Source organism: Chryseobacterium viscerum (assembly GCF_002899945.2).
Lineage (GTDB): Bacteria > Bacteroidota > Bacteroidia > Flavobacteriales > Weeksellaceae > Chryseobacterium > Chryseobacterium viscerum.
This window is the reverse complement of record NZ_PPEG02000006.1, coordinates 81,721-101,711: the sequence shown is the minus strand read 5'-3', so window position 1 is coordinate 101,711 and position 19,991 is coordinate 81,721. Positions and strand designations below refer to the sequence as shown.

The 19,991-nt window shown below is 37.4% G+C and carries 16 protein-coding genes; 6 read left to right on the top strand and 10 right to left on the bottom strand.

Annotated elements, in window-relative coordinates; all coding sequences use genetic code 11:
- Positions 1-2: 2 nt before the first annotated feature.
- The 3 genes from C1634_RS14925 to C1634_RS14915 form a co-directional block, all read right to left on the bottom strand.
- A complete protein-coding gene (locus tag C1634_RS14925; RefSeq protein WP_103234883.1) occupies positions 3-1,445 on the bottom strand; it encodes an aminoacyl-histidine dipeptidase in 1,443 nt (480 codons plus the stop codon).
- A gap of 143 nt (positions 1,446-1,588) precedes the next feature.
- The gene (locus C1634_RS14920; protein WP_103234884.1) at positions 1,589-2,080 is read right to left on the bottom strand and encodes a hypothetical protein; all 492 of its coding nucleotides are present in this window, start codon (positions 2,078-2,080) and stop codon (positions 1,589-1,591) included.
- A 22-nt stretch (positions 2,081-2,102) separates the two neighbouring features.
- Positions 2,103-2,708, bottom strand: a complete 606-nt coding sequence (locus C1634_RS14915; protein ID WP_103234885.1) for an LURP-one-related/scramblase family protein — start codon at positions 2,706-2,708, stop codon at positions 2,103-2,105.
- Positions 2,709-2,986: 278 nt separating this feature from the next.
- Here C1634_RS14915 and recR point away from each other — a divergent pair, with 278 nt between their 5' ends.
- Together recR and C1634_RS14905 are read left to right on the top strand one after the other, a co-directional pair.
- Positions 2,987-3,598, top strand: a complete 612-nt coding sequence (gene recR, locus C1634_RS14910; RefSeq protein WP_109738695.1) for a recombination mediator RecR — start codon at positions 2,987-2,989, stop codon at positions 3,596-3,598.
- Positions 3,594-4,433 carry a glycosyltransferase family 2 protein gene (locus C1634_RS14905; RefSeq protein ID WP_109738694.1) on the top strand — a complete coding sequence of 280 codons (840 nt, stop codon included), beginning with the start codon at positions 3,594-3,596 and terminating at the stop codon, positions 4,431-4,433. The genes recR and C1634_RS14905 overlap by 5 nt, the downstream gene beginning before the upstream one ends.
- A gap of 52 nt (positions 4,434-4,485) precedes the next feature.
- On the opposite strand, the gene secG is transcribed toward C1634_RS14905, so the two are convergent.
- The 3 genes from secG to C1634_RS14890 all read right to left on the bottom strand — a co-directional run bounded on the left by secG (position 4,486) and on the right by C1634_RS14890 (position 8,363).
- A complete protein-coding gene (gene secG, locus C1634_RS14900) occupies positions 4,486-4,833 on the bottom strand; it encodes a preprotein translocase subunit SecG (protein WP_103231614.1) in 348 nt (115 codons plus the stop codon).
- 132 nt (positions 4,834-4,965) lie between these two features.
- Entirely contained in the window at positions 4,966-6,996 is a 2,031-nt protein-coding gene (locus tag C1634_RS14895) for a M16 family metallopeptidase (RefSeq protein WP_103231609.1), read from the bottom strand.
- A gap of 53 nt (positions 6,997-7,049) precedes the next feature.
- Positions 7,050-8,363, bottom strand: coding sequence for a M16 family metallopeptidase (locus tag C1634_RS14890; protein ID WP_103231608.1), 1,314 nt, complete (start codon positions 8,361-8,363; stop codon positions 7,050-7,052).
- A 276-nt stretch (positions 8,364-8,639) separates the two neighbouring features.
- Between C1634_RS14890 and C1634_RS14885 the strand changes: the two genes are divergently transcribed.
- Positions 8,640-10,970, top strand: a complete 2,331-nt coding sequence (locus tag C1634_RS14885; RefSeq protein WP_109738693.1) for an ATP-dependent helicase — start codon at positions 8,640-8,642, stop codon at positions 10,968-10,970.
- A 212-nt stretch (positions 10,971-11,182) separates the two neighbouring features.
- Positions 11,183-13,951 (top strand): TonB-dependent receptor plug domain-containing protein, encoded by a 2,769-nt coding sequence (locus C1634_RS14880; RefSeq protein WP_103231607.1) that lies wholly within the window; start codon positions 11,183-11,185, stop codon positions 13,949-13,951.
- 75 nt (positions 13,952-14,026) lie between these two features.
- Here C1634_RS14880 and C1634_RS14875 read toward each other — a convergent pair whose 3' ends face one another.
- The 4 genes from C1634_RS14875 to C1634_RS14860 all read right to left on the bottom strand — a co-directional run bounded on the left by C1634_RS14875 (position 14,027) and on the right by C1634_RS14860 (position 18,264).
- Complete coding sequence (locus tag C1634_RS14875) at positions 14,027-15,868, bottom strand: carbon starvation CstA family protein (RefSeq protein WP_185145136.1); 1,842 nt, start codon at positions 15,866-15,868, stop codon at positions 14,027-14,029.
- 194 nt (positions 15,869-16,062) lie between these two features.
- Positions 16,063-17,100 carry an alpha/beta hydrolase gene (locus tag C1634_RS14870; RefSeq protein WP_103231605.1) on the bottom strand — a complete coding sequence of 346 codons (1,038 nt, stop codon included), beginning with the start codon at positions 17,098-17,100 and terminating at the stop codon, positions 16,063-16,065.
- Between the two features lie 20 nt (positions 17,101-17,120).
- Positions 17,121-17,504: a DUF3037 domain-containing protein gene (locus C1634_RS14865; RefSeq protein ID WP_103231604.1), complete on the bottom strand. Its 384-nt coding sequence runs from the start codon at positions 17,502-17,504 to the stop codon at positions 17,121-17,123.
- Complete coding sequence (locus C1634_RS14860) at positions 17,491-18,264, bottom strand: HipA family kinase (RefSeq protein ID WP_103231603.1); 774 nt, start codon at positions 18,262-18,264, stop codon at positions 17,491-17,493. The genes C1634_RS14865 and C1634_RS14860 overlap by 14 nt, the downstream gene beginning before the upstream one ends.
- Positions 18,265-18,417: 153 nt before the next feature.
- On the opposite strand from C1634_RS14860, the gene C1634_RS14855 reads away from it, so the two are divergent.
- The gene (locus C1634_RS14855; RefSeq protein WP_103231602.1) at positions 18,418-19,260 is read left to right on the top strand and encodes an alpha/beta hydrolase family protein; all 843 of its coding nucleotides are present in this window, start codon (positions 18,418-18,420) and stop codon (positions 19,258-19,260) included.
- 49 nt (positions 19,261-19,309) lie between these two features.
- Positions 19,310-19,816, top strand: coding sequence for a hypothetical protein (locus tag C1634_RS14850; protein ID WP_109738692.1), 507 nt, complete (start codon positions 19,310-19,312; stop codon positions 19,814-19,816).
- Positions 19,817-19,991 lie beyond the last annotated feature (175 nt).

Below are 19,991 nucleotides of genomic sequence, written 5' to 3'. Positions count from 1 at the left end.
GTTTATTTCTGAGGAATATTCGCTAAAATATCTTTCAGGAAGCTCCAGAATTTTTGTGCTGAAGGAATATTGGCTTTTTCATCAGGTGAGTGTGCTCCTCTGATGGTTGGTCCAAAGCTTACCATTTCCATTTCTGGATAGTTGGCACCGATGATACCGCACTCAAGACCTGCGTGACAAGCTACTACATGAGGTTTTTCATTGAACTTCTCAGTGTAAAGCTTCTCCATCAATTGTACAATCTCTGAACCTGGTTTTGGTTTCCATCCTGGATATGAACCGCTGAATTCAACATTCATTCCAGCCAGTTCTGCTACAGATTTCAATTGCTCCGCTACTGAATATTTAGAAGAATCTACAGATGATCTCGTAAGATTTAAAATCTTAAGTTCTCCACCCTTTAGTTCTACTCTTGCTACGTTGTTAGAAGCTTCTACAAGATCTGCCACATCCGGGCTCATTCTGTATACTCCGTTGTGAAGAGATTTTAAAGTAAGGATGATCTTTTTGGAATCTGCTTCAGAAGTAGCTTTGTCAGAAGATGTAGAGTTCTCAATATTGATCTGAAGTCCCGGTTCTACAGAAGCAAATTCTTCCAAAATATCCTTTTTAAGAGCGGTTGCTTCTTCCATAAATTCCTGCGCATTTCTTACTGAAATAATCGCAGCACCTTCTCTTGGAATTGCATTTCTCAATCCACCGCTGTCGATTGAGATCAATTCTATATTTTGTTTCTCCAACCCTTTATAAAGAAGTCTTCCCAAAATAACATTGGAGTTTCCGAAACCTTTGTGAATATCCATTCCGGAATGTCCTCCCTGAAGACCTTTTACGGTGATCTTTACAATTTGTCCTTTTGATGCTTCAGTTGGATAATTTTGAGTAATCGTTACATCAACTCCTCCTGCACAACCGATATCGATCTCGTCGTCTTCTTCCGTATCAAGATTCAATAGAATTTGTCCTTCCAATTGACCTGGTTTTAATCCTAAAGCACCCGTCATTCCTGTCTCTTCATCAATTGTGAAAAGAGCTTCCAATGCAGGATGAGGGATATCTGAGCTTTCAAGGATAGACATGATTGTAGCCACTCCTAAGCCATTGTCAGCCCCTAAAGTAGTTCCTTTTGCCTTTACCCAGTCACCATCAATTTCCATTTTGATTCCTTCTGTTTCAAAATCAAAATTCACATCGTTGTTTTTCTGGCAAACCATATCAAGGTGCGATTGAAGCACGATAGATTTACGGTTTTCCATTCCTGCAGTGGCAGGTTTCTTAATAATGACATTTCCTACTTCATCTACCGTAGTTTCCAGTCCTAAATCTTCACCAAATCCTTTGATGAAAGCAATTACTTTTTCCTCTTTTTTTGAAGGTCTTGGAACAGCATTTAACTTTGAAAAATTTTTCCAGATTATCTGCGGTTCTATATTAGATAATTCCATTGAATTTTATTTTTCTCAAATTTACGAAATAAAAAATGCTTCCGTAGGATACAGAAGCATTTTTGTATGTATTTGAAGGCAAAAAAATAAAACAACAAATTTTTGTTAATCTGCCTTTTTATCTTTTTGAGATTTCGCTCTTATTAACATCCACACTCTCCATAAATCGGGGTAGTGAAAGTAGTGCCATCCGGCTTTTCAATAGTCAAAGTACCTTCAAACAGTAAAGCTTCTTCGCCTTTTACTTTTTTACCTTTTACAGAGATCTTATAATCATCATTTTCTATTTCTTTGGTCAGTAATTCATCTACTTCCATATCACTTGATGAAATAAGATTCATAGCCAGTCTTTTGCCATCCAGCATCATGTAGGCTGTTTTGCCGGCATCATCTGCATAGATGTATCTTTCATTTTCAAAATCAGCTTTGCTTACAGCAAAATAGCAAGAACATTCTTTAATTTCTTTCGGAAAAGGAATGGTTCCCACCAGAATATTTCCTGATGAAGATCCAATTGAAGCAGAATCTTTAGCAATATGTAAAGAATCAGCAGGGGCAGAACCTGAAACGGTTTCTTTTTCCTTTTTACAGGCTACCAATAGAAATGCGGAAAATAAAATGATTAAATATTTCATGTGTTTGTGGTTTTGTTATTTTTTAACCTCTTGCTCTTTCAAGAAGTGTCATCATTAATAAAGAAAGGATTACCAGGCTTTCCTCCTCGTCATCAATATCAATCAATCTGTCCAGCTGAAATCTTCTTCCAAAGAATGAAGGCATTTTTTTCAGTTTAAAATAAGCTTTTCCATCAATACCTGTTACTGTATAAGAAGGATTAAGGAAATAGCCAGTGAACATTCCGATGATAGGAAGTTCTCCTACAAAACTGTCCCAGAATCTTACCCAGGCACTGTCTTCCTGAACTTTAAACTTTGGCTGGTCTTTGGCATCCAGAATATCGTAACTTGCTTTCCAGATAGAACGCATTCCTTTTCTTGCCAATCTACCGAAGTTTTTATTGTCAACAATGTCATTCAAAGAATAGGATGCATTGAAATCAATCCATTTATTTGCTCTGATTCTGAAAAGTTCTTTAGACTTGCTCTCATCATTGAAAACGATAACATCTTCTTTCAACTTGAACATTTTCTGACGAACATACGCTACATAATTCCCGTTTTTGTCAGTAATGTTGAAGTCACTTGCTAAAGTAGTGATTTTGAATTTGAAATCCAGAGGATAGTTAAGATTGTTAAGTACCATGTTAGTTTTTTTTCATATTAATTTAAGCCGCAAATATAAAGGTTTTTTTAGAGTTTATGGGTATTGGGAAAATTTAAAATATCGTTTTGGGACATTCTGGAGCCGGATGTTGATCGATAATCAGGAATCAATTTTCGCTGCGCAAAATCAATAGTAAATAGATCTCCCTAGAATAAATTTTCATAAGTGAAACGAATTGACGATTCACAGGTGATTCATACAATTTATCATCTCTTCTCATACTCATTTCCTCAACTTTAATCCTTATTTTTGTACCTATGGATTACCCAAGTAAAGTGTTGGCAAAGGCGGTAGATGAGATTTCGGGATTGCCTGGGATTGGAAGAAAAACAGCTTTGAGATTAGCATTACATTTGTTGAAGCAGCCCAATTCCAGAGCCGTAAGTCTTGGAAACTCCGTGATTAATCTTGTCAACGAAATAAAATATTGTAAAGAATGTCATAATTTTTCAGATTTTGATATCTGTGAAATATGCAGTAATGAAAAGAGAAATGGTGAATTGATCTGTATTGTTGAAGATGTACGGGATGTAATTGCTATTGAAAATACAGGGAAATATACAGGAAAATATCTGATCCTTGGCGGGAAAATCTCTCCAATGGAAGGGGTAGGACCCAGCCAGCTGAATATTCCAAGTATTGAAAAGAAACTGAATGACGGTAAGGTGAAGGAATTTATTTTTGCATTGAGTGCCACCATGGAAGGGGATACTACCGCTTATTATATTTACAAGAAATTTAAGAGCTTCAATGTGAATTTTTCAAGCATTGCAAGAGGAATTTCAGTAGGGGATGAATTGGAGTATGCGGATGAAATTTCTTTAGGAAGATCTATTATCAACAGGCTGCCATACAACGAAAAGGATTAATATGAAGCTGTCCGTTATTATTGTTAATTATAATGTTACCCGATTGCTCAGAAGCTGTCTCTTGTCTCTTCAGAAGTATATACAGGAGATAGAATATGAAGTGATTGTTATTGATAATGCTTCTACAGACGGTTCATGGGGAAACCTTATTCCCGAGTTTCCAAGTGTACATTTTATATCTTCTGAAACGAACGGTGGGTTTTCAAAAGCGAATAACCAGGCGGTTCAAGCTGCAAAAGGAGAATATATACTGCTTTTGAATCCTGATACGGAATTAGAAGGGTTTTATATGAAAGAACTTCTGGACTTTGCAGACTCTCAGCCTTCTTTCGGATGTCTGGGTGTAAGAATGCATGATGCAGAAGGGCATTTTCTGCCTGAAAGTAAACGCTCGGTACCGGATATGTTTAATTCTTTTGAAAAGCTGTTTACCAATTTTAAAAAGAACAATTCAAAAACCTATTACAGAAATGATATTGAAGAAGATGCTGTTGATGAAATAGACGTGATCACAGGAGCATTTTTATTGGCTAAAAGAGAGGTTTACGAAAAAATAGGAGGTCTGGATGAAGCTTACTTTATGTATGGAGAAGATATTGATCTTTGCTATACCTTTTTAAGAAACGGGTATAAGAATTTCTATTATGGAAAAGTTTCCATTCTTCATCACAAGGGAGAAAGCACGATCAAAGATGAAGTATATCTCAAGAGATTCTACGGCGCTATGCAGATCTTTATTGATAAATATTATAAAGAATCGAAGCCCGTGCAGTATTCATTTTTAAAAGCAGGATTGAAGCTTCGGCATCAGATAGAAAAGATCAGGTTAAAATAAAAAAGCAACTCAATTTTGAGTTGCTTTTGTTTTATGTAAGATTGTATTCTTCTTATTTTGCCGGTGCCACAGGAGCTTTAGCCGGAGTTGTTGTAGAAGAAGCAGGAGCAGACTGTTTTGCAGGAGCTTCTTTCTTCGCTGGCTGATTAGGGGCTACCTGAGACGGCTTACCTGTAATAACAACGCTCAAAAGGATAAGAACGATGATAGTTGCGCCTAGAGTCCATGTTGCTTTTTCCATGAAATCATTGGTTCTTTGTACTCCAAACTGTGCAGATGATGCACCTCCGAATGTACTGGAAAGGCCTCCTCCTTTTGGATTTTGTGCCATAACGATAATTACCAATAAAACACTGGCAACCATAACAAGAACCATCAATAGTGTAAATATAGTATCCATTAATTTGATATCTTTTTGAATGGGCAAATTTAATCTTTTTTTACTGAATGACAAAGAAAGATGTCGCCAAATGTTGATAAAAATAGAAACGGCAACAATTGTTGCCGTTTTTTCTATAAAAATAAGAGGTTCCTATTTGAAATCTGAATCTTTAGCCTGATTGATCAGGTAAGATTTTACAGTAAGGTTGATATCCATTCCGCCCATATTCTGAATGATGGTAAACGGAAGTTTCACTCCTGAGACATCTTTGTAATCTGCATAGCTTGTAGGGATAGATCCACCTTCTCCAGCTTTCACTTCACCTGTCTTAAGGCCCGTTTTTACACTGTAATAGTAAGTGTCTTTAGTTCCTTTTACTACGTAAGAGTCTTCGTTATTATACTTTTCGATTCCTGCCAGTTTGTATTCTGTACTTTTAGCAAAAGTAAGTTCAGGGAAAAGTTCCGGATCTGACATTTCAGCTTTCTGTTTTTCATTCAGAGGCATTTTTTGTCCCTGAGCTTCCATGTATCCGTCTTTCCCATCAAAAATGATTTTTTGTACGGTATTTCCCATCATTTTCATATCCATTGCCATTTTTCCTCCTTTAGCCTGGATCAGTTTCATCGTCATATCCATACCCTGGATTTTTGTAGTGGCATCTGTCGTGATAGAAGTTACTTTCTGAACAGCAGCAAGACCCCCGATCGCGTTGATGTATTTGTCAGCAACAGATCCAATGGTAACACTTGCATCTACTTTCTGTGCAGCAGGTTTAGTTACCGGATTGGCTTCCTTATCGAAATATTTTACAGGATACCCAAGTTTCTCCAATCCTTCAGAAATATCAGCCGCTTTACCAGCGATGAAAATTCTGCTTTGGTTTGGTAAAATTGTAGTTTTTACAGCATTTGATACATCTGCAGCAGTTACTTTATCAATAGATTTTAAGTAATTGGTATAGAAGTCAGCAGGTAAGTCCTGAACTTTTTGGTTTAAAGCAAATCTTGCGATAGTAGCTGGCTGCTCCAAAGACATAATGAAAGATCCTTTCAGTTTAGCTTTAGCATTTTCCAACTCTTCTGGCTTTACAGTAGAAATAGCGTTAAGTTCATTCATGAATTCTTTAACAGCTTTGTCTGTAACTTCATTTCTTACACTTGCACTTGCAGAGAACTGTGGAGAATACTTGCTGGCAACCATACTGGAATATGCACCGTAAGTAAATCCGTTCTTCTCACGAAGGTTCATGAAAAGCCTTGCTTCACCACCACCACCAAGAATGTAGTTAGCGATTGTTGCAGGGAAATAGTTGGCATCCTTCATCTTCAGGTTGTTCAGGTTGTTTAATGAAACAACAGACTGTACTGCAGAAGGAACATCCACTACGTTGATCTCTGTTTTAGCAACATTAGAAGCTGGCTCTAATTGTGCGACAGGAGTATTGGCTTTTTTCCAACCATTGAAAGATTTCTCGATCAAAGATTTTACCTGATCAAATTTTACGTCTCCAACGATTACTAAGTAAGCATTATCCGGAGCGTAGTATTTTTTATACGTATTTTGTACGTCAGCGAGCTGAATTTTGTTGATGGATTCAACTGTTTCAAATTCACCTCTTGATGTATTTTTTCCATACATCAAAGCAGAAGAAACTCTTCCAGCAATAGAAGATGCATTTTTCTCTTCAGATTTTAATCCTTCTACAGCTCTTTCTTTAGAGTTTTGAATTTCTTCAGCAGAGAATTTAGGATTAATGATCGCATCAGCCATCAAACCTAATACTTCAGGGAAATATTTTGAAAGTGAGTTGGCAGAAGCACCATTAGAAGAGAAATTAAGATTAGCACCAAGATAATCTACTTTTTTGTTGAAGTCATCTTTGCTGATGTTTGTTGTTCCGTTTTCGAACTGTTCAGCCATGATTTGGCTTACTCCGGTTACGCTTCCTTCATTGTACGGAGGTCTGTCCATAGAAAGACTTGCGCTTACTCTTGGCAGTTTGTTGTTTTCCACAACCATTACTGTAAGACCGTTGCTTAGCTGGAAAGTTTTTGGCTTGGCAATGTTGATCGCAGGAGTAGGTCCCGGTTTCGGCATTGCATTAAGATCTATTTTTTGTGCTGAAACCATTCCTGTAAAGAAAAACGCTGCAGCTATATATGTTAATTGCTTTTTCATTTGTAAAAATTTAATTTTAAATAATCATAATTTAACCTGAGAAGTTGAAATGATTACTTTTTTTCAGGTACGTAATTAATGATTATTCTTTGGTTAGAATTAAGATACTTTTTAGCCGCATTTTGAAGATCCTGTCTTGTGACAGCTCTGTAAATGTCGATTTCTTTATTGATCAAATTCGTGTTACCCATCAATACATGATTGGTTGCCAATGAAGCAGCAATTCCCTGAATACTAGAGTTGGCGTTTACAAATTGGTTTTCGTACTGGTTTTGAAGCTTTTGATAATCTTCTTCAGAAATCAAAGTCGTCTGTACTTTTTTGATTTCAGCATCAATGTCAGCCTGTAAAATCTGTTTTGTAGTCTGTCCCATCGGAATCGCATAGAATGCGAAAATACTGTAATCTTCAAGACCCTGATTGAAGGCTCCTACCTGAAGCGCTTTCTTTTCCTGGTCAACTAATTTTTTATATAAAACTGAAGATTTACCATTACTTAAATAAGAAGAAAGCATATCTAAAACATAAGCATCCTTTTCTTTGTTAGCAGGGGTTCTGTAAGCAAAGATATAAGCTGGAAGCTGAATGTTCGGGTCAGTAGCAGTAACTTCTTTTTCCTGAGTAATAGGAGTTTCTTTCGGGAAATCTTTCGGGTAAATTGTTCCTTTTGGAATTCCTCCGTAATATGTTTCAATCCATTTTTTAGTCTGCTCAGGCTTGATGTCTCCCGCCACTACCAAAGTCGCATTATTCGGAACGTAATACTTTTTGTAGAACGCCTGGAATTCTTCTAGTTTAGCAGAATTTAAATCTTCCATAGAACCAATTGTTGGCCAGTTGTATGGGTGATTGGTAAATAAGTTTTTCTGAATCGTTGTGAAAAGATTTCCATAAGGCTGGTTATCCATTCTCAATCTTTTTTCTTCTTTTACAACCTCTCTCTGTGTATCCACTCCAATTTGGTTGATAACTGCGTGACGCATTCTTTCCGCTTCCATCCAAAGGCCAAGCTGTTCGTTGTTGGAAGGGAATGTTTCGTAGTAATACGTTCTGTCATTGGTCGTGTTGGCGTTGTTCTCACCCCCGTTTGAAGAAACGATTTTGAACCAGTCTCCTCTTTTAATATTAGGAGTTCCTTCGAATAAAAGGTGTTCAAAGAAGTGAGCAAAACCTGTTCTGCCTTTTACTTCATCTTTTGCACCTACGTGGTACATTACCCCCGTCGTGACAACCGGTGCAGAATTATCCTGATGAAGAATTACGTGAAGACCATTGGGAAGGTCATATTCTTCGAATTTGATTTGCTGTGCATTCAGCATTAGCCCGAAGAAAGCTACGGCAGCAGCAGAAAGAAGTCGCTTTTTCATAAAATTTAGAAATTGTTTACCAATTAGTGTGAAAAGTGAATTAATTGTTACAGATCTTTATAAAATATATTGTAAGAAGTCGAAAATTAGAACCCATCTATAAAAAATATATTTTCTTACGCCTTCTTTATTTCACCAATTCAACGACAAACCCTTTTTTCAAGCCAATGCTCTGCCAGTCTCTAAATTCTAACCTCTAATAATCTAACTTCTATATGAAAGTTTGAATTCTCCTCTGAATACATTAATTTTGTGTTCCCAAAATTTTTTTGCTGTATGGATTATTTGAAAGGACTCAATGAATCACAATATGAAGCCGTTACTTCTTTACAAGGACCTTTGATGGTGCTTGCGGGAGCTGGTTCCGGGAAAACGCGTGTACTTACCATGCGTATTGCCCATTTAATACATAATGGAATAGACCCTTTCAATATCCTGGCTCTTACCTTTACCAATAAAGCGGCACGTGAAATGAAAGACCGTATCGCAAAAGTAGTAGGCGACAGCAATGCAAGGAGCCTTTGGATGGGAACTTTTCACTCTGTTTTTGCAAGAATTTTAAGAATCGAGGCGCATTATCTTGGATATCCTTCCAATTTTACCATTTATGATCAGCAGGATTCCCTGAACGTGATCAGAAAAGTGCTGAAGGATATGAATATTGATGCAGATCTTTATAAACCAAAGAAAGTTCAGGCAAGAATTTCAAATTACAAAAACAACCTGATTACGGTAAAGGCCTATTTCAATAATCCTGAACTGATGGAAGCTGATGAAAAGGCGAATATGAAATTCATCGGTCAGATTTACCAGCGATATGTTGATCAGTGTTTCAGAAACGGATCTATGGATTTTGATGACCTGTTGTTGAAAACCAATGAGTTGCTTACTCGTTTTCCGGAAGTGCTGGCAAAATATCAGGATAGATTCAGATACATCATGGTAGATGAGTACCAGGATACAAACCACTCACAGTATCTTATTGTAAAAGCTCTGGCTTCAAAATTTGAAAATATCTGTGTGGTGGGAGATGATGCACAGTCCATCTATTCCTTCCGTGGTGCGAATATCTACAATATCTTAAACTTTAAAAAAGATTATACGGATGCTAAAACGGTGTCGCTGGAGCAGAATTACCGTTCTACACAGAATATCGTAAATGCTGCGAATGTTGTGATTGCAAAAAACTTGCAGCAGTTTAAGAAAAACGTGTTCAGTGATAATGAAGAAGGAGATAAGATCAAAATATACAGATCTCTTTCCGATGCTGATGAAGCGAATTTCGTGGCTGGAAATATCTGGGAACTTCGTAACCGGGACCAGAGGAAGTACAGCGATTTTGCTATTTTATACAGAACCAATTCTCAGACCCGTGCATTTGAAGATGCGCTGAGACGTAAAAATATTCCATACAAAGTCTATGGAGGACTTTCTTTCTACCAAAGAAAGGAGGTGAAAGACCTTATTGGATATCTGCGTCTTCTGATCAATGAAAATGATTCTGAAGCGTTGATGAGGATTATCAATTATCCTACAAGAGGAATTGGAGAGACCACACAGAACAAGCTGATCGTTTTTGCAGATGCTCACAATATTGCGGTTTCAAAAGTCCTGGATAATCTTCCGATGTATTCACCGCAATTAGGCTTGAATAACGGAGTTTTAAACAAGCTGAATGACTTTTGGTCCATGATAAAGGCTTTCCAGGTATTGCTGAAAACAGAGACGGCTTACAGTGTTGCTATGGAAGTGGCAAAACGAAGTGGTCTAATCAAATTCTTGAAAGATGATCAGACTCCGGAAGGAATTTCCAGAGTAGAAAACGTTCAGGAATTGATGAACTCTATGCAGGGATTCATTGAGGAGCAGATACAGCTGGAAGATGGAGACCCAAGCCTTTCCAGCTTCCTTGAAAATATTGCGCTTTCTGCAGATACCCAGGATAAGAATCTGGAAGATGATATGGTTTCATTGATGACGATTCACCTTTCAAAAGGATTGGAATTTCCGGTAGTCCATTTGGTAGGACTTGAAGAAAACCTTTTCCCAAGTTTTATGAGTTCTGCAACCAGAGAAGATCTGGAAGAGGAGAGAAGACTATTTTATGTAGCATTGACGAGAGCTGAAAAACAGGTGTTTTTCTCATATGCTGTTTCCCGTTTCCAATGGGGGAAAATCACGGATGCGGAGCCTTCAAGATTCTTAAGTGAAATTGATGATGAATACATTGAATTCCTTAATCCGGTTTTGGAAAAAAGATTTATCAATAATGCAGGAGTGAAATCTAATATTTTTGATGAACATCCTTCTGAAATGAAATCTTTTAAAAAGGTTGAGAAAAAGACAATAGATAAAGGAGATGCTTCAAAACCAGGACAGGAAGTAAGAAAACTGAAGCCAGTAAGCACTGCAAAAATTATCAATCCAAGCGGAGCTTCGTCCCAGGATATTGAAGTGGGAGATAAAGTGAGACATGACCGTTTCGGAATTGGAGAAGTGAGTTTTCTGGATGGAACAGATCCTCAGAATATCAAAGCGAAGGTTATTTTTATCCATGAAGGAGAGAAAAATCTGATCCTGAAATATGCTAAACTGACCAAGATTTAATTTCAGAATAATACAATATAAAGAAAACGGATTCAATTTTTGGATCCGTTTTTTTATTGAAAATTTTTTAAATTATCTTAATTCTAAATGTGAGATAGAAAGAAACGATAACCATTTTTTATAAAAACAAAGTCTATCTATTTTGTAGACTAATAAATATATTTTACATTTGCACCCTGTAAAAACATAAATGTTCAATCAAATTCTAAACTATGACAAATAAGAAAACTATTCTTTCGGCCTCTGTTTTATTTTTCCTCGGTGTTTTTACTTACGGGCAGGAAAAAGACAGCATAAAAACAAATAAAGACAGTATAAAGACCAATAATGTAGAAGAAGTAGTCGTATTGGGGTCAAGAGCCGGAGCGAGATCTAAAACAGACAGCCCGGTTCCTGTAGATGTATTCAACGTAAAAGAATCTTCACTGATTCTTCCACAAACCAATATAGGACAAATACTGAATGCTGTGGCGCCTTCTTTCACATCCACTATTCAGACCAATTCAGATGGAACAGACCACTTGGATCCCGCACAGCTGAGAGGGCTGGGACCGGATCAGGTTTTGGTTTTAGTTAACGGAAAAAGAAGACATACTTCCGCATTGGTGAATGTCAACGGAACACCGGGAAGAGGAACGGTAGGAACCGACCTGAATGCCATTCCGTCCTTTGCATTAAACAGAATTGAAGTATTAAGAGATGGAGCTTCCGCACAATATGGATCTGATGCCATTGCCGGAGTGATCAATCTCGATCTGAAAAGAGATACAGGAAAACTGGCAGGACAGATCAGCTATGGGGGAAACCTGACACCAACAGCCAATGACCATACCGGAGATTTCGACGGTCAGAATATTCAGCTGGATCTGAACTATGGGAATAAAATCGGAACTAAAGGCGGTTTCTTTAATATTACCTGGTCTTCACAGTTCAGAAATCCTACTTCCAGAGCAGGAACTGAAAATTCACCGATTTATAATGCTTACAATGCGATCGAACAGCGTGCTTTAAATGATGGGGTGAATCTTTCTTCACTTTTTACGAATATAAATAGTACACCCAATTCACAGCAGCTTGTTAATTACATTCATCAGTATGCTCAGAATGTAAACTATTTTTCTCAGGACTTGCAAAATGCTATCCAGGGTGCCAATACTATTTCCGGACTGCAAAACGTCCTGAAATCAGGGGCTTTTACAACAGATCAGCTTAATTATATCACAGACCAGGAACTGGCTTACAGAGGACAGGACAGAAAGGATTTTAATATGCAGGTAGGGCAGTCTAAGCTGAATAACCACCAGCTTTTTGTGAATGCCGAGCTGCCAATCAATGACAACTGGAAAGTCTACACTTTTGGAGGATACAGCTTAAGGCATGGTACTTCCGGAGGATTTTACAGGAGACCCAGAGAAAGCAGAACTTTTACAGGATTATATCCAAACGGTTATCTTCCACAGATTGGAACAGATATTCAGGATATCTCATTGGCTGCCGGAATCAAAGGAAAATGGGAGGGCTGGAATATTGATTTCAGTAACACCTATGGGCAGAATTCATTTACTTATAATATTCAGAATACAGGAAACACCTCCTTACGTTTTGCTTCACCAAGAGAGTTTAATGCGGGTGGATTACGATTTTCTCAAAATACCATCAATTTAGACTTCTCAAAAAAATATGATGTATGGGAAGGAATTAATGTCGCTTTTGGGGCAGAACATCGTTATGAAAATTTTAAAATTACTCAGGGCGAAGAAGCTTCTTATGCAACGTATGATGCTTCCGGAAATATATGGAACGGAAATTCTGTAAGGCCTACGGATTTCTTCGGGGCAGCGCTTCCGGGAGGATCGCAGGTATTTAACGGATTCAAGCCTGAGAATGCTGTGGATAAAAATAGACAGTCGGTGGCAGCTTATGCAGATGTTGAATTCAATTTCACAAACTGGTTATTGGTAGATGCTGCAGCGAGATATGAAAATTATTCTGATTTCGGTTCTACATTCAATTATAAATTAGCTTCAAGAATTAAAGTAGCCCCTAATTTCAATGTGAGATTTGCGGGTTCTACAGGATTCAGAGCACCATCTATCCACCAGATTTATTATAATGTAACATCTACATTATTCACGAATAATCAACTGTTGGAAGTAGGAACTTTCAGCAATGATTCTCAACTTGCCGGGTTATTGGATATGCCAAAACTGAAGCAGGAAACTTCCAAATCTGCGAGTGTAGGATTTACCTACAAAGTTCCTTCAGTAGGACTTAGCTTCACAGCCGATGGATATTTCACAAGAATTGATAACCGTGTTATCCTTACCGATCAGTTTTTAAGAGCAAGTGTTCCTCAGAAAGCACAGGAAGCTTATGATCAATTAGGAATCAATGCTGCACAGTTCTTTACCAATGCAATCGATACAGAAACAAAAGGGTTGGATGTTGTCATCTCTCATAATGCAAGATTTTCAGGATTTAAGCTGGATAATAGCTTTGCCATTAACCTTAATAAAACCAAGCAGGTAGGAGATATCCATTCTGCAGGACTTTTACAATCACCACAGCTTGAGAAAGTATATTTCTCAGAAAAATCAAGAGTATATCTGGAAGAAGCAGTGCCAAGAGTGAAAGCCAGTCTTTCCCATACTCTTACATGGAAAAGCGCTACTTTCTATCTGAGAAACACTTATTTTGGAAAAGTGACAGGGGCTGATATTATTGATGTAAATGGAGACGGTATCATTGATTTTAATGAGCACCAACAGATCGGAGATAAGATTATTACCGACCTGTCTGCTGCCTATCAGTTTACGAAAAACGTAGGATTGACTTTGGGTGTAAATAACTTATTTGATATTTATCCAACGAAAAATCTTGCTGCTTCTACGAATAATGACCAGTTCATCTATTCACGTTCCACTTCACAGTTTGGTCAAAATGGAAGATATGTTTTTGCAAGACTTAATTTCAATTTTTAAATAAAACAAAAGATAATGCTATAAAAAAACAGTTCAGAATTTCTGAACTGTTTTTTCTTTATGATAAGATGAATGTTATCTTTCCACCAGTTCTTTCACCGGTTCACCATAATGATCAATCTCCGTTGTGTTGATCCGAAGAAGTTGATACCATTTCCTGAAGGCTCCTATAAATACAATAAGCATAAGAATCATTGCTGTTGCCGCTAATGCCGCCAGTAAATATTGTCCTTTTGGAATATAGATAGCGGTCACCTGAATATAACCTGCCCAGAAAGTAATGATAGCCATAAAAACTCCGGGAACAGCCGAGCATAAAGCATATCTTCCCCTGTTCATCCTTATCAGCATCGTTGTACAGACGATAAGTCCACAGGCAGCCAATAGCTGATTACTGATCCCGAATAACGGCCAGATACTGTTTACATTTCCGGTGTACACGAGATATCCCCAGGCAAAAGTGAAAAGAAGACTGCTGATAATAATTCCGGGAATCCAGTTTTTATCATTAAATTTTGGAACCACAGAGCCCAGCATTTCCTGTAAAAAGAAACGTCCAACCCTTGTTCCTGCATCAATGGCAGTAAGAATAAATACCGCTTCAAACATAATCGCAAAATTATACCAATACGCAGTCAGTTGATCCATGTACGGAATTTTATTGAAGATATGAGCCATTCCTACCGCCAGAGAAACCGCCCCTCCGGTTCTGCCATACAGGTCAATGCCTATTTTTTGTGAATAATAATCGATGTCTACCCCATGCAGAGAAGGGTGTGTCGCAAGAAAAGAATCATAGGCTTCCTTAGGCGTATTGATCGCAAAATAATCACCCGGCATCAATGTACAGGCTGCAATAAGTGCCATCAAAGCTACAAAACCTTCTACAAGCATTGCTCCATATCCTACGAAAAGAATTTCTCTTTCCTTGGTAAGCATTTTCGGAGTCGTTCCTGTCGCAATCACAGCGTGGAATCCGGAAATCGCTCCACAGGCAATCACAATGAAAATAAAAGGAAGTACCGGACCTCCAATAATAGGGCCTCCACCATTTACAAATTCTGTAATAGCCGGCATCTGTATTGTTGGATGAATGACAATTACCCCAATAGCCAGCATGATAATCGTTCCTATCTTTAAATAGGTAGAAAGATAATCTCTGGGAACTAAAAGCAACCAAACAGGTAATACAGAAGCAATAAAACCATACAGAGGAATCGCGATAGAAATCGTTTTAATATCCCAGGAAAATAGATTATTCATGGTAGGATTCTGCATCAGAGTGTGACCTCCAATGATTCCGGCAATCAAAAGTATACCGCCTAAAATACTTGCAAACAAAACACTGTTCTTTTTATAACGCATTATCAGTCCCATAATGATGGCAATGGGCATGGTAATCACTACCGTAAAAAGAGACCATGAGGCTTCATGCATCGCATTGATACAAGCCAAAGATAAACCCGCTAGCGTAAGAATTAGAATGAAAAGAATCGCAAAACCGGCTACCGTTCCTGTTGCTTTTCCGATTTCTTTCGAAGCAATAGTCGCAAGACTCTGTCCTTTGTGTCTCACAGATGCAAAGAGTACAACCATGTCATGCACCCCGCCTCCCAATACACAACCGATCAGAATCCATAATGCACCGGGAAGATATCCAAACTGTGCTGCGAGAACGGGACCCACTAACGGTCCGGCAGCAGCAATAGCTGCAAAATGATGTCCGAAAAGTACATTTTTATTGGTGGCTACATAATCTTTACCATCTGCAAACTCTACAGCAGGGGTTACATTCTGGTCATTCAGCCTGAGAACTTTATTAGCGATAAAAATACCATAGAATCGGTACGCTATGGCAAAAATAAGAACTGAAGCAAATATGAGGGTAAGAGCATTGATATTATTTAAATATTCCATATCACTTATTTTTATTAATGAATAATTAAATTATTAGCATTTTTGTTATAAATAGTTTAAACAATAGCCAAGGTAATTAATTCTCAAGTAAAAAATATCAATATGTATATCAATCTAGCAAATTTGTTGTTGTTCTTTTATTTATTATATTGGATTTTAATGAGTTGATTTTATTTTAAATAGCTTGATGTATATTATTTCTTCTGTGAAAGAATGAAATCTACCATCTGATCTGTAAGTTGATCCAGATAAACTTTATCAGTAGTACCAAAACCATGTACTCCGCCATCAACGATGATTAAAGAATTCTGAATTTTTGCCCTGTTGAGTTTTCTGTGAAGCTTTTTAGATTGGCTTAAAGGGACAATTTTATCGTTATTTCCCTGAACAATTAAGGTGGGGACACCTCCTGAAACAAAATTAACGGGAGATATGGTTTCTAAATAATTAATCGCTCTGTCCTGATCTTTTCTGACATCGTAGCCGGAAAGTCCCTTCACCAGATTTTGCTGTAAACTGACGATTTTTTTCGACATCAGCCCAATCAAGGCTACGGGAATTGTTCCAAGTTTGGTATGAAATAACTTGTTCAGATCAGCAGGTCCATAATGATCAATCACATAATTTACTTTGGCAGAATAAGATGAAAGTTCCGGGTTTCCAATAAAAGTATTATCCGGAGTATAGGCCGCAAGCAAAGAAAGGTGAGCTCCTGCCGAAGCTCCGAAAAGCCCGATATTATTACCATCGAAATGGTATTTTTCTGCATTCTTTCTTACCCATCTTATGGCATCTTTAGTGTCTTCCAAAGGTAACGGAAAATGAGTACTGTCATTCAGAAGAGTATAATTGATACTGATTACAGCATACTGTTTTGCCATCAGTTTTGCAATGGTACTTTCAACATAATTATCCGAATGGATTATTTTATCACCTTCTACCCATCCGCCTCCATGTACATAGATCAACACAGGAAGCTGCTGGCTGGCTGAAATGTTTTTGGGTGTAAAAACGTCCAGTTTAACAGGATTTCCTTTCCTATTGGTTTTATATATGATATCTTCAGACAGATTGGCTATTTCGGGAAGTAATGTACTTTTTACAGAAGGTGCAGGGTTGGGTACTTGTGAAAAGTTTTGAGAAAAAAATGAACTGGAAAGGCTTAAAAATAAAACAAAAAACAGGTTTGCGAAAAACCTGTAGTTTGATATGTTGTTGGTCGGTAAATTCATAATAAATTTTTTAGGATTCGTTATTTTACTAATTCCTCAAAAAGCTTACCAAAAGTAGTATTCAGATCCTTGGATTTTCCGGGATGAGGTCTTGATGTCTGTACAACAGCACTTCTTACAGCCGTCAGCCAGCGGAATCGTTCCGGGATGTCAAGGAGAGCAATAGGACCACCGTTTTTATCTCCACTGGCAATCTTCTGAAAGCTTTCCAGATTATAGAAAACATCATCATAATCCAGCTTGCTATGCATCAGTTTGAATTTATCCGGACATAAATAGAATTCCGCTTTGATGAATTTTTCCTTTTTGGAAAACATCACCAATCCGATATTGAAAAATTCTTCTCTTTCAACTTTAGGTACCAGGCGTATTACCGCATATTCATATATTTTATCCTCTTGCATTTTTCGCTTCGTTTACAAAGATTTGAGAATTTTCTAATCTGGTTTTCATAAACTGAAAATAGATCTCACGGATTTCATCAGGCGTTTCATCGGCATCATTCCAATGTAACCAGTCTTCAGGAATCATATTGACAAGTTCTCTGAAAAAGGTGTCATTCAGTACCTCGTGGCCAAATTTGTCTGCTTCGTCAAGCATTTTTGCTTTTGGAAGAAGTACGTGGTCTTTCACATATTTGAAAGGCGTTTTTGCCGCGGTATCAAAATTCTGCCATGAATGGTGGAAATAGAACGAAGCACCATTATCGATGATCCAAAGTTCTTTGTGCCACATCAGCATGTTTGTATTTTTAAAAGTACGGTCAATATTGGTAATGAAAGCATCCAGCCACACTATTTTTGAGGCCAGAAGCGGATCGACATTTACTCCAGGGTCATAGGTGATAGAACCGGAAAGATAATGTAACCCAAGATTCAGTCCTTCGGAAGATTTCAGAAGATCCTGTATTTCTTCATCAGCTTCCGTTCTTCCGAAATCGGCATCAAGATTGACAAAAACAAGTTCAGGAATCTTAAGTCCTAATGCTTCTGTAATTTTTCCGCCTAAGAGTTCGGAGATCAGCATTTTTACCCCATGGCCTGCACCACGGAATTTTAATACATATTTGAAATCATCATCAGCTTCTGCCAGAGCGGGAAGAGATCCTCCTTCTCTCAGGGGCAGAATGTAACGCATCACGGTTACAGTTCTTAAATTCTGCATGAAACAAAAATAAGGCTATTTTTATAAACTTCAGCTTGACTTTAGATAAAAAGAAACTGGGAATTAACATTGAAAAACAGGTTTTTTTTCATAAATTTCAATTTGAATACATGATATAAGTGTACATACTATTAAATAAGCCCCATTTGTTTTATGAATGTAATTAATGAAAAGAATATATATTTAGAAAATAAAGAAACAAAAGGTTTTCTTGCTGATATTTTTTATACAGACACTGAAGAAAAGCTTCCACTCGTAATATTTGTTCATGGATATAAAGGTTATAAAGATTGGGGAGCCTGGGATCTGATGGCCAAAAAGTTTGGCGAAGCAGGTTTTTTCTTCGTTAAGTTTAACTTTTCACATAACGGAACAACAACGGATAATCCGATGGATTTTGCTGATCTTGAGGCTTTTGGCTATAATAATTATTCTAAGGAACTTTCCGATCTGGGCGTTGTTATTGATCATTTTAGCAGAGATCCGCATGTTGATGATGAAAAAATTATTTTGATCGGACACAGCAGAGGAGGAGGTATTTCGATTGTTAAAACTTTTGAAGACGAAAGAATCAATGGTTTGATCACATTGGCCAGTGTAGATACTTTGGACCGTTTTCCAAAGAGAGAAGCGTTCGAAAACTGGAAAAATAACGGGGTATATTATGCGCTGAACGGGCGTACCAAACAGGAAATGCCTCACTACTATCAGTTTTATGAAGATTATGAGAACAATATTCATCGTTTTGATGTAGAGCGGGCTACAGAAATGGCCAAAGCTCATATGCTGATTATTCATGGAACAGAGGATGAAGCAGTAGAGGTGAAACAGGCTGAACATCTTCATATCCTTCACCCCAATTCTGAACTGTTTCTGATTGAAAATGCCAACCATACGTTTGGTGCCAAAGAACCATGGGTAGAAACCGTTTTACCACAAGATTTGAATACTGTCACCGAGAAGTGTATTGATTTTATAAATAAAAAATTGAAATAAAACGTTTGAAATTACGTTATTATAAATTAATCACCCTATCAGTATAATTATGAAAAAAATTATTGCAGGCGCATTCGCGCTGTCATTATGTGTTGTTTCATGTAAAAAAGAAGCAAAAACAGAATCTTCTGTAAGCACAGATACTTTGGCCACAACTTTGCCCAAAGATTCTGTATCAACCCCAAAAAACGATTCTGTTGCATCTCCTTCTGCTGCCTCAGGAGCAGCTAATATTATTACTAAAAATGTAGGAAAGTATCCCCATGATATTAAATTCTTTGAAGACAAAAGCATCACAGAAAGGCTGAAAAAGTTAGTAGGAACCCAATATGATGAAATGGTAAAGAATTTCAATGTGGAAAGTCCTGTGACTTCTGAAAACGAAATTTATAAGCTGACAGGATGTAAGCAGCACGATTGTCCAGGATATGCTACAAGCATTTACTATGACGCTAAAAATGACAACCTGAATGTTTCCATTGATAAAAATGGTAAAGCAACAGACTTTGCTGAAAAAGGAAAAATTACTGTTTCAGAATCATTGAAAGCGAAGTAAAATATAAGTAGGGAAGCTGGAAGCTAGTAACGGTGTTCCATATCTATTGAAATCAAAATAGAACTTTTTTCCAAAAGATTATTAATTGGGGAAATCGTTATTCAGAAGACTTTATAGACTCCCAGCCTCTGGCATCCAGCTCCCCATATAAAAAAAAGCGGCCTGAAATTTCAGA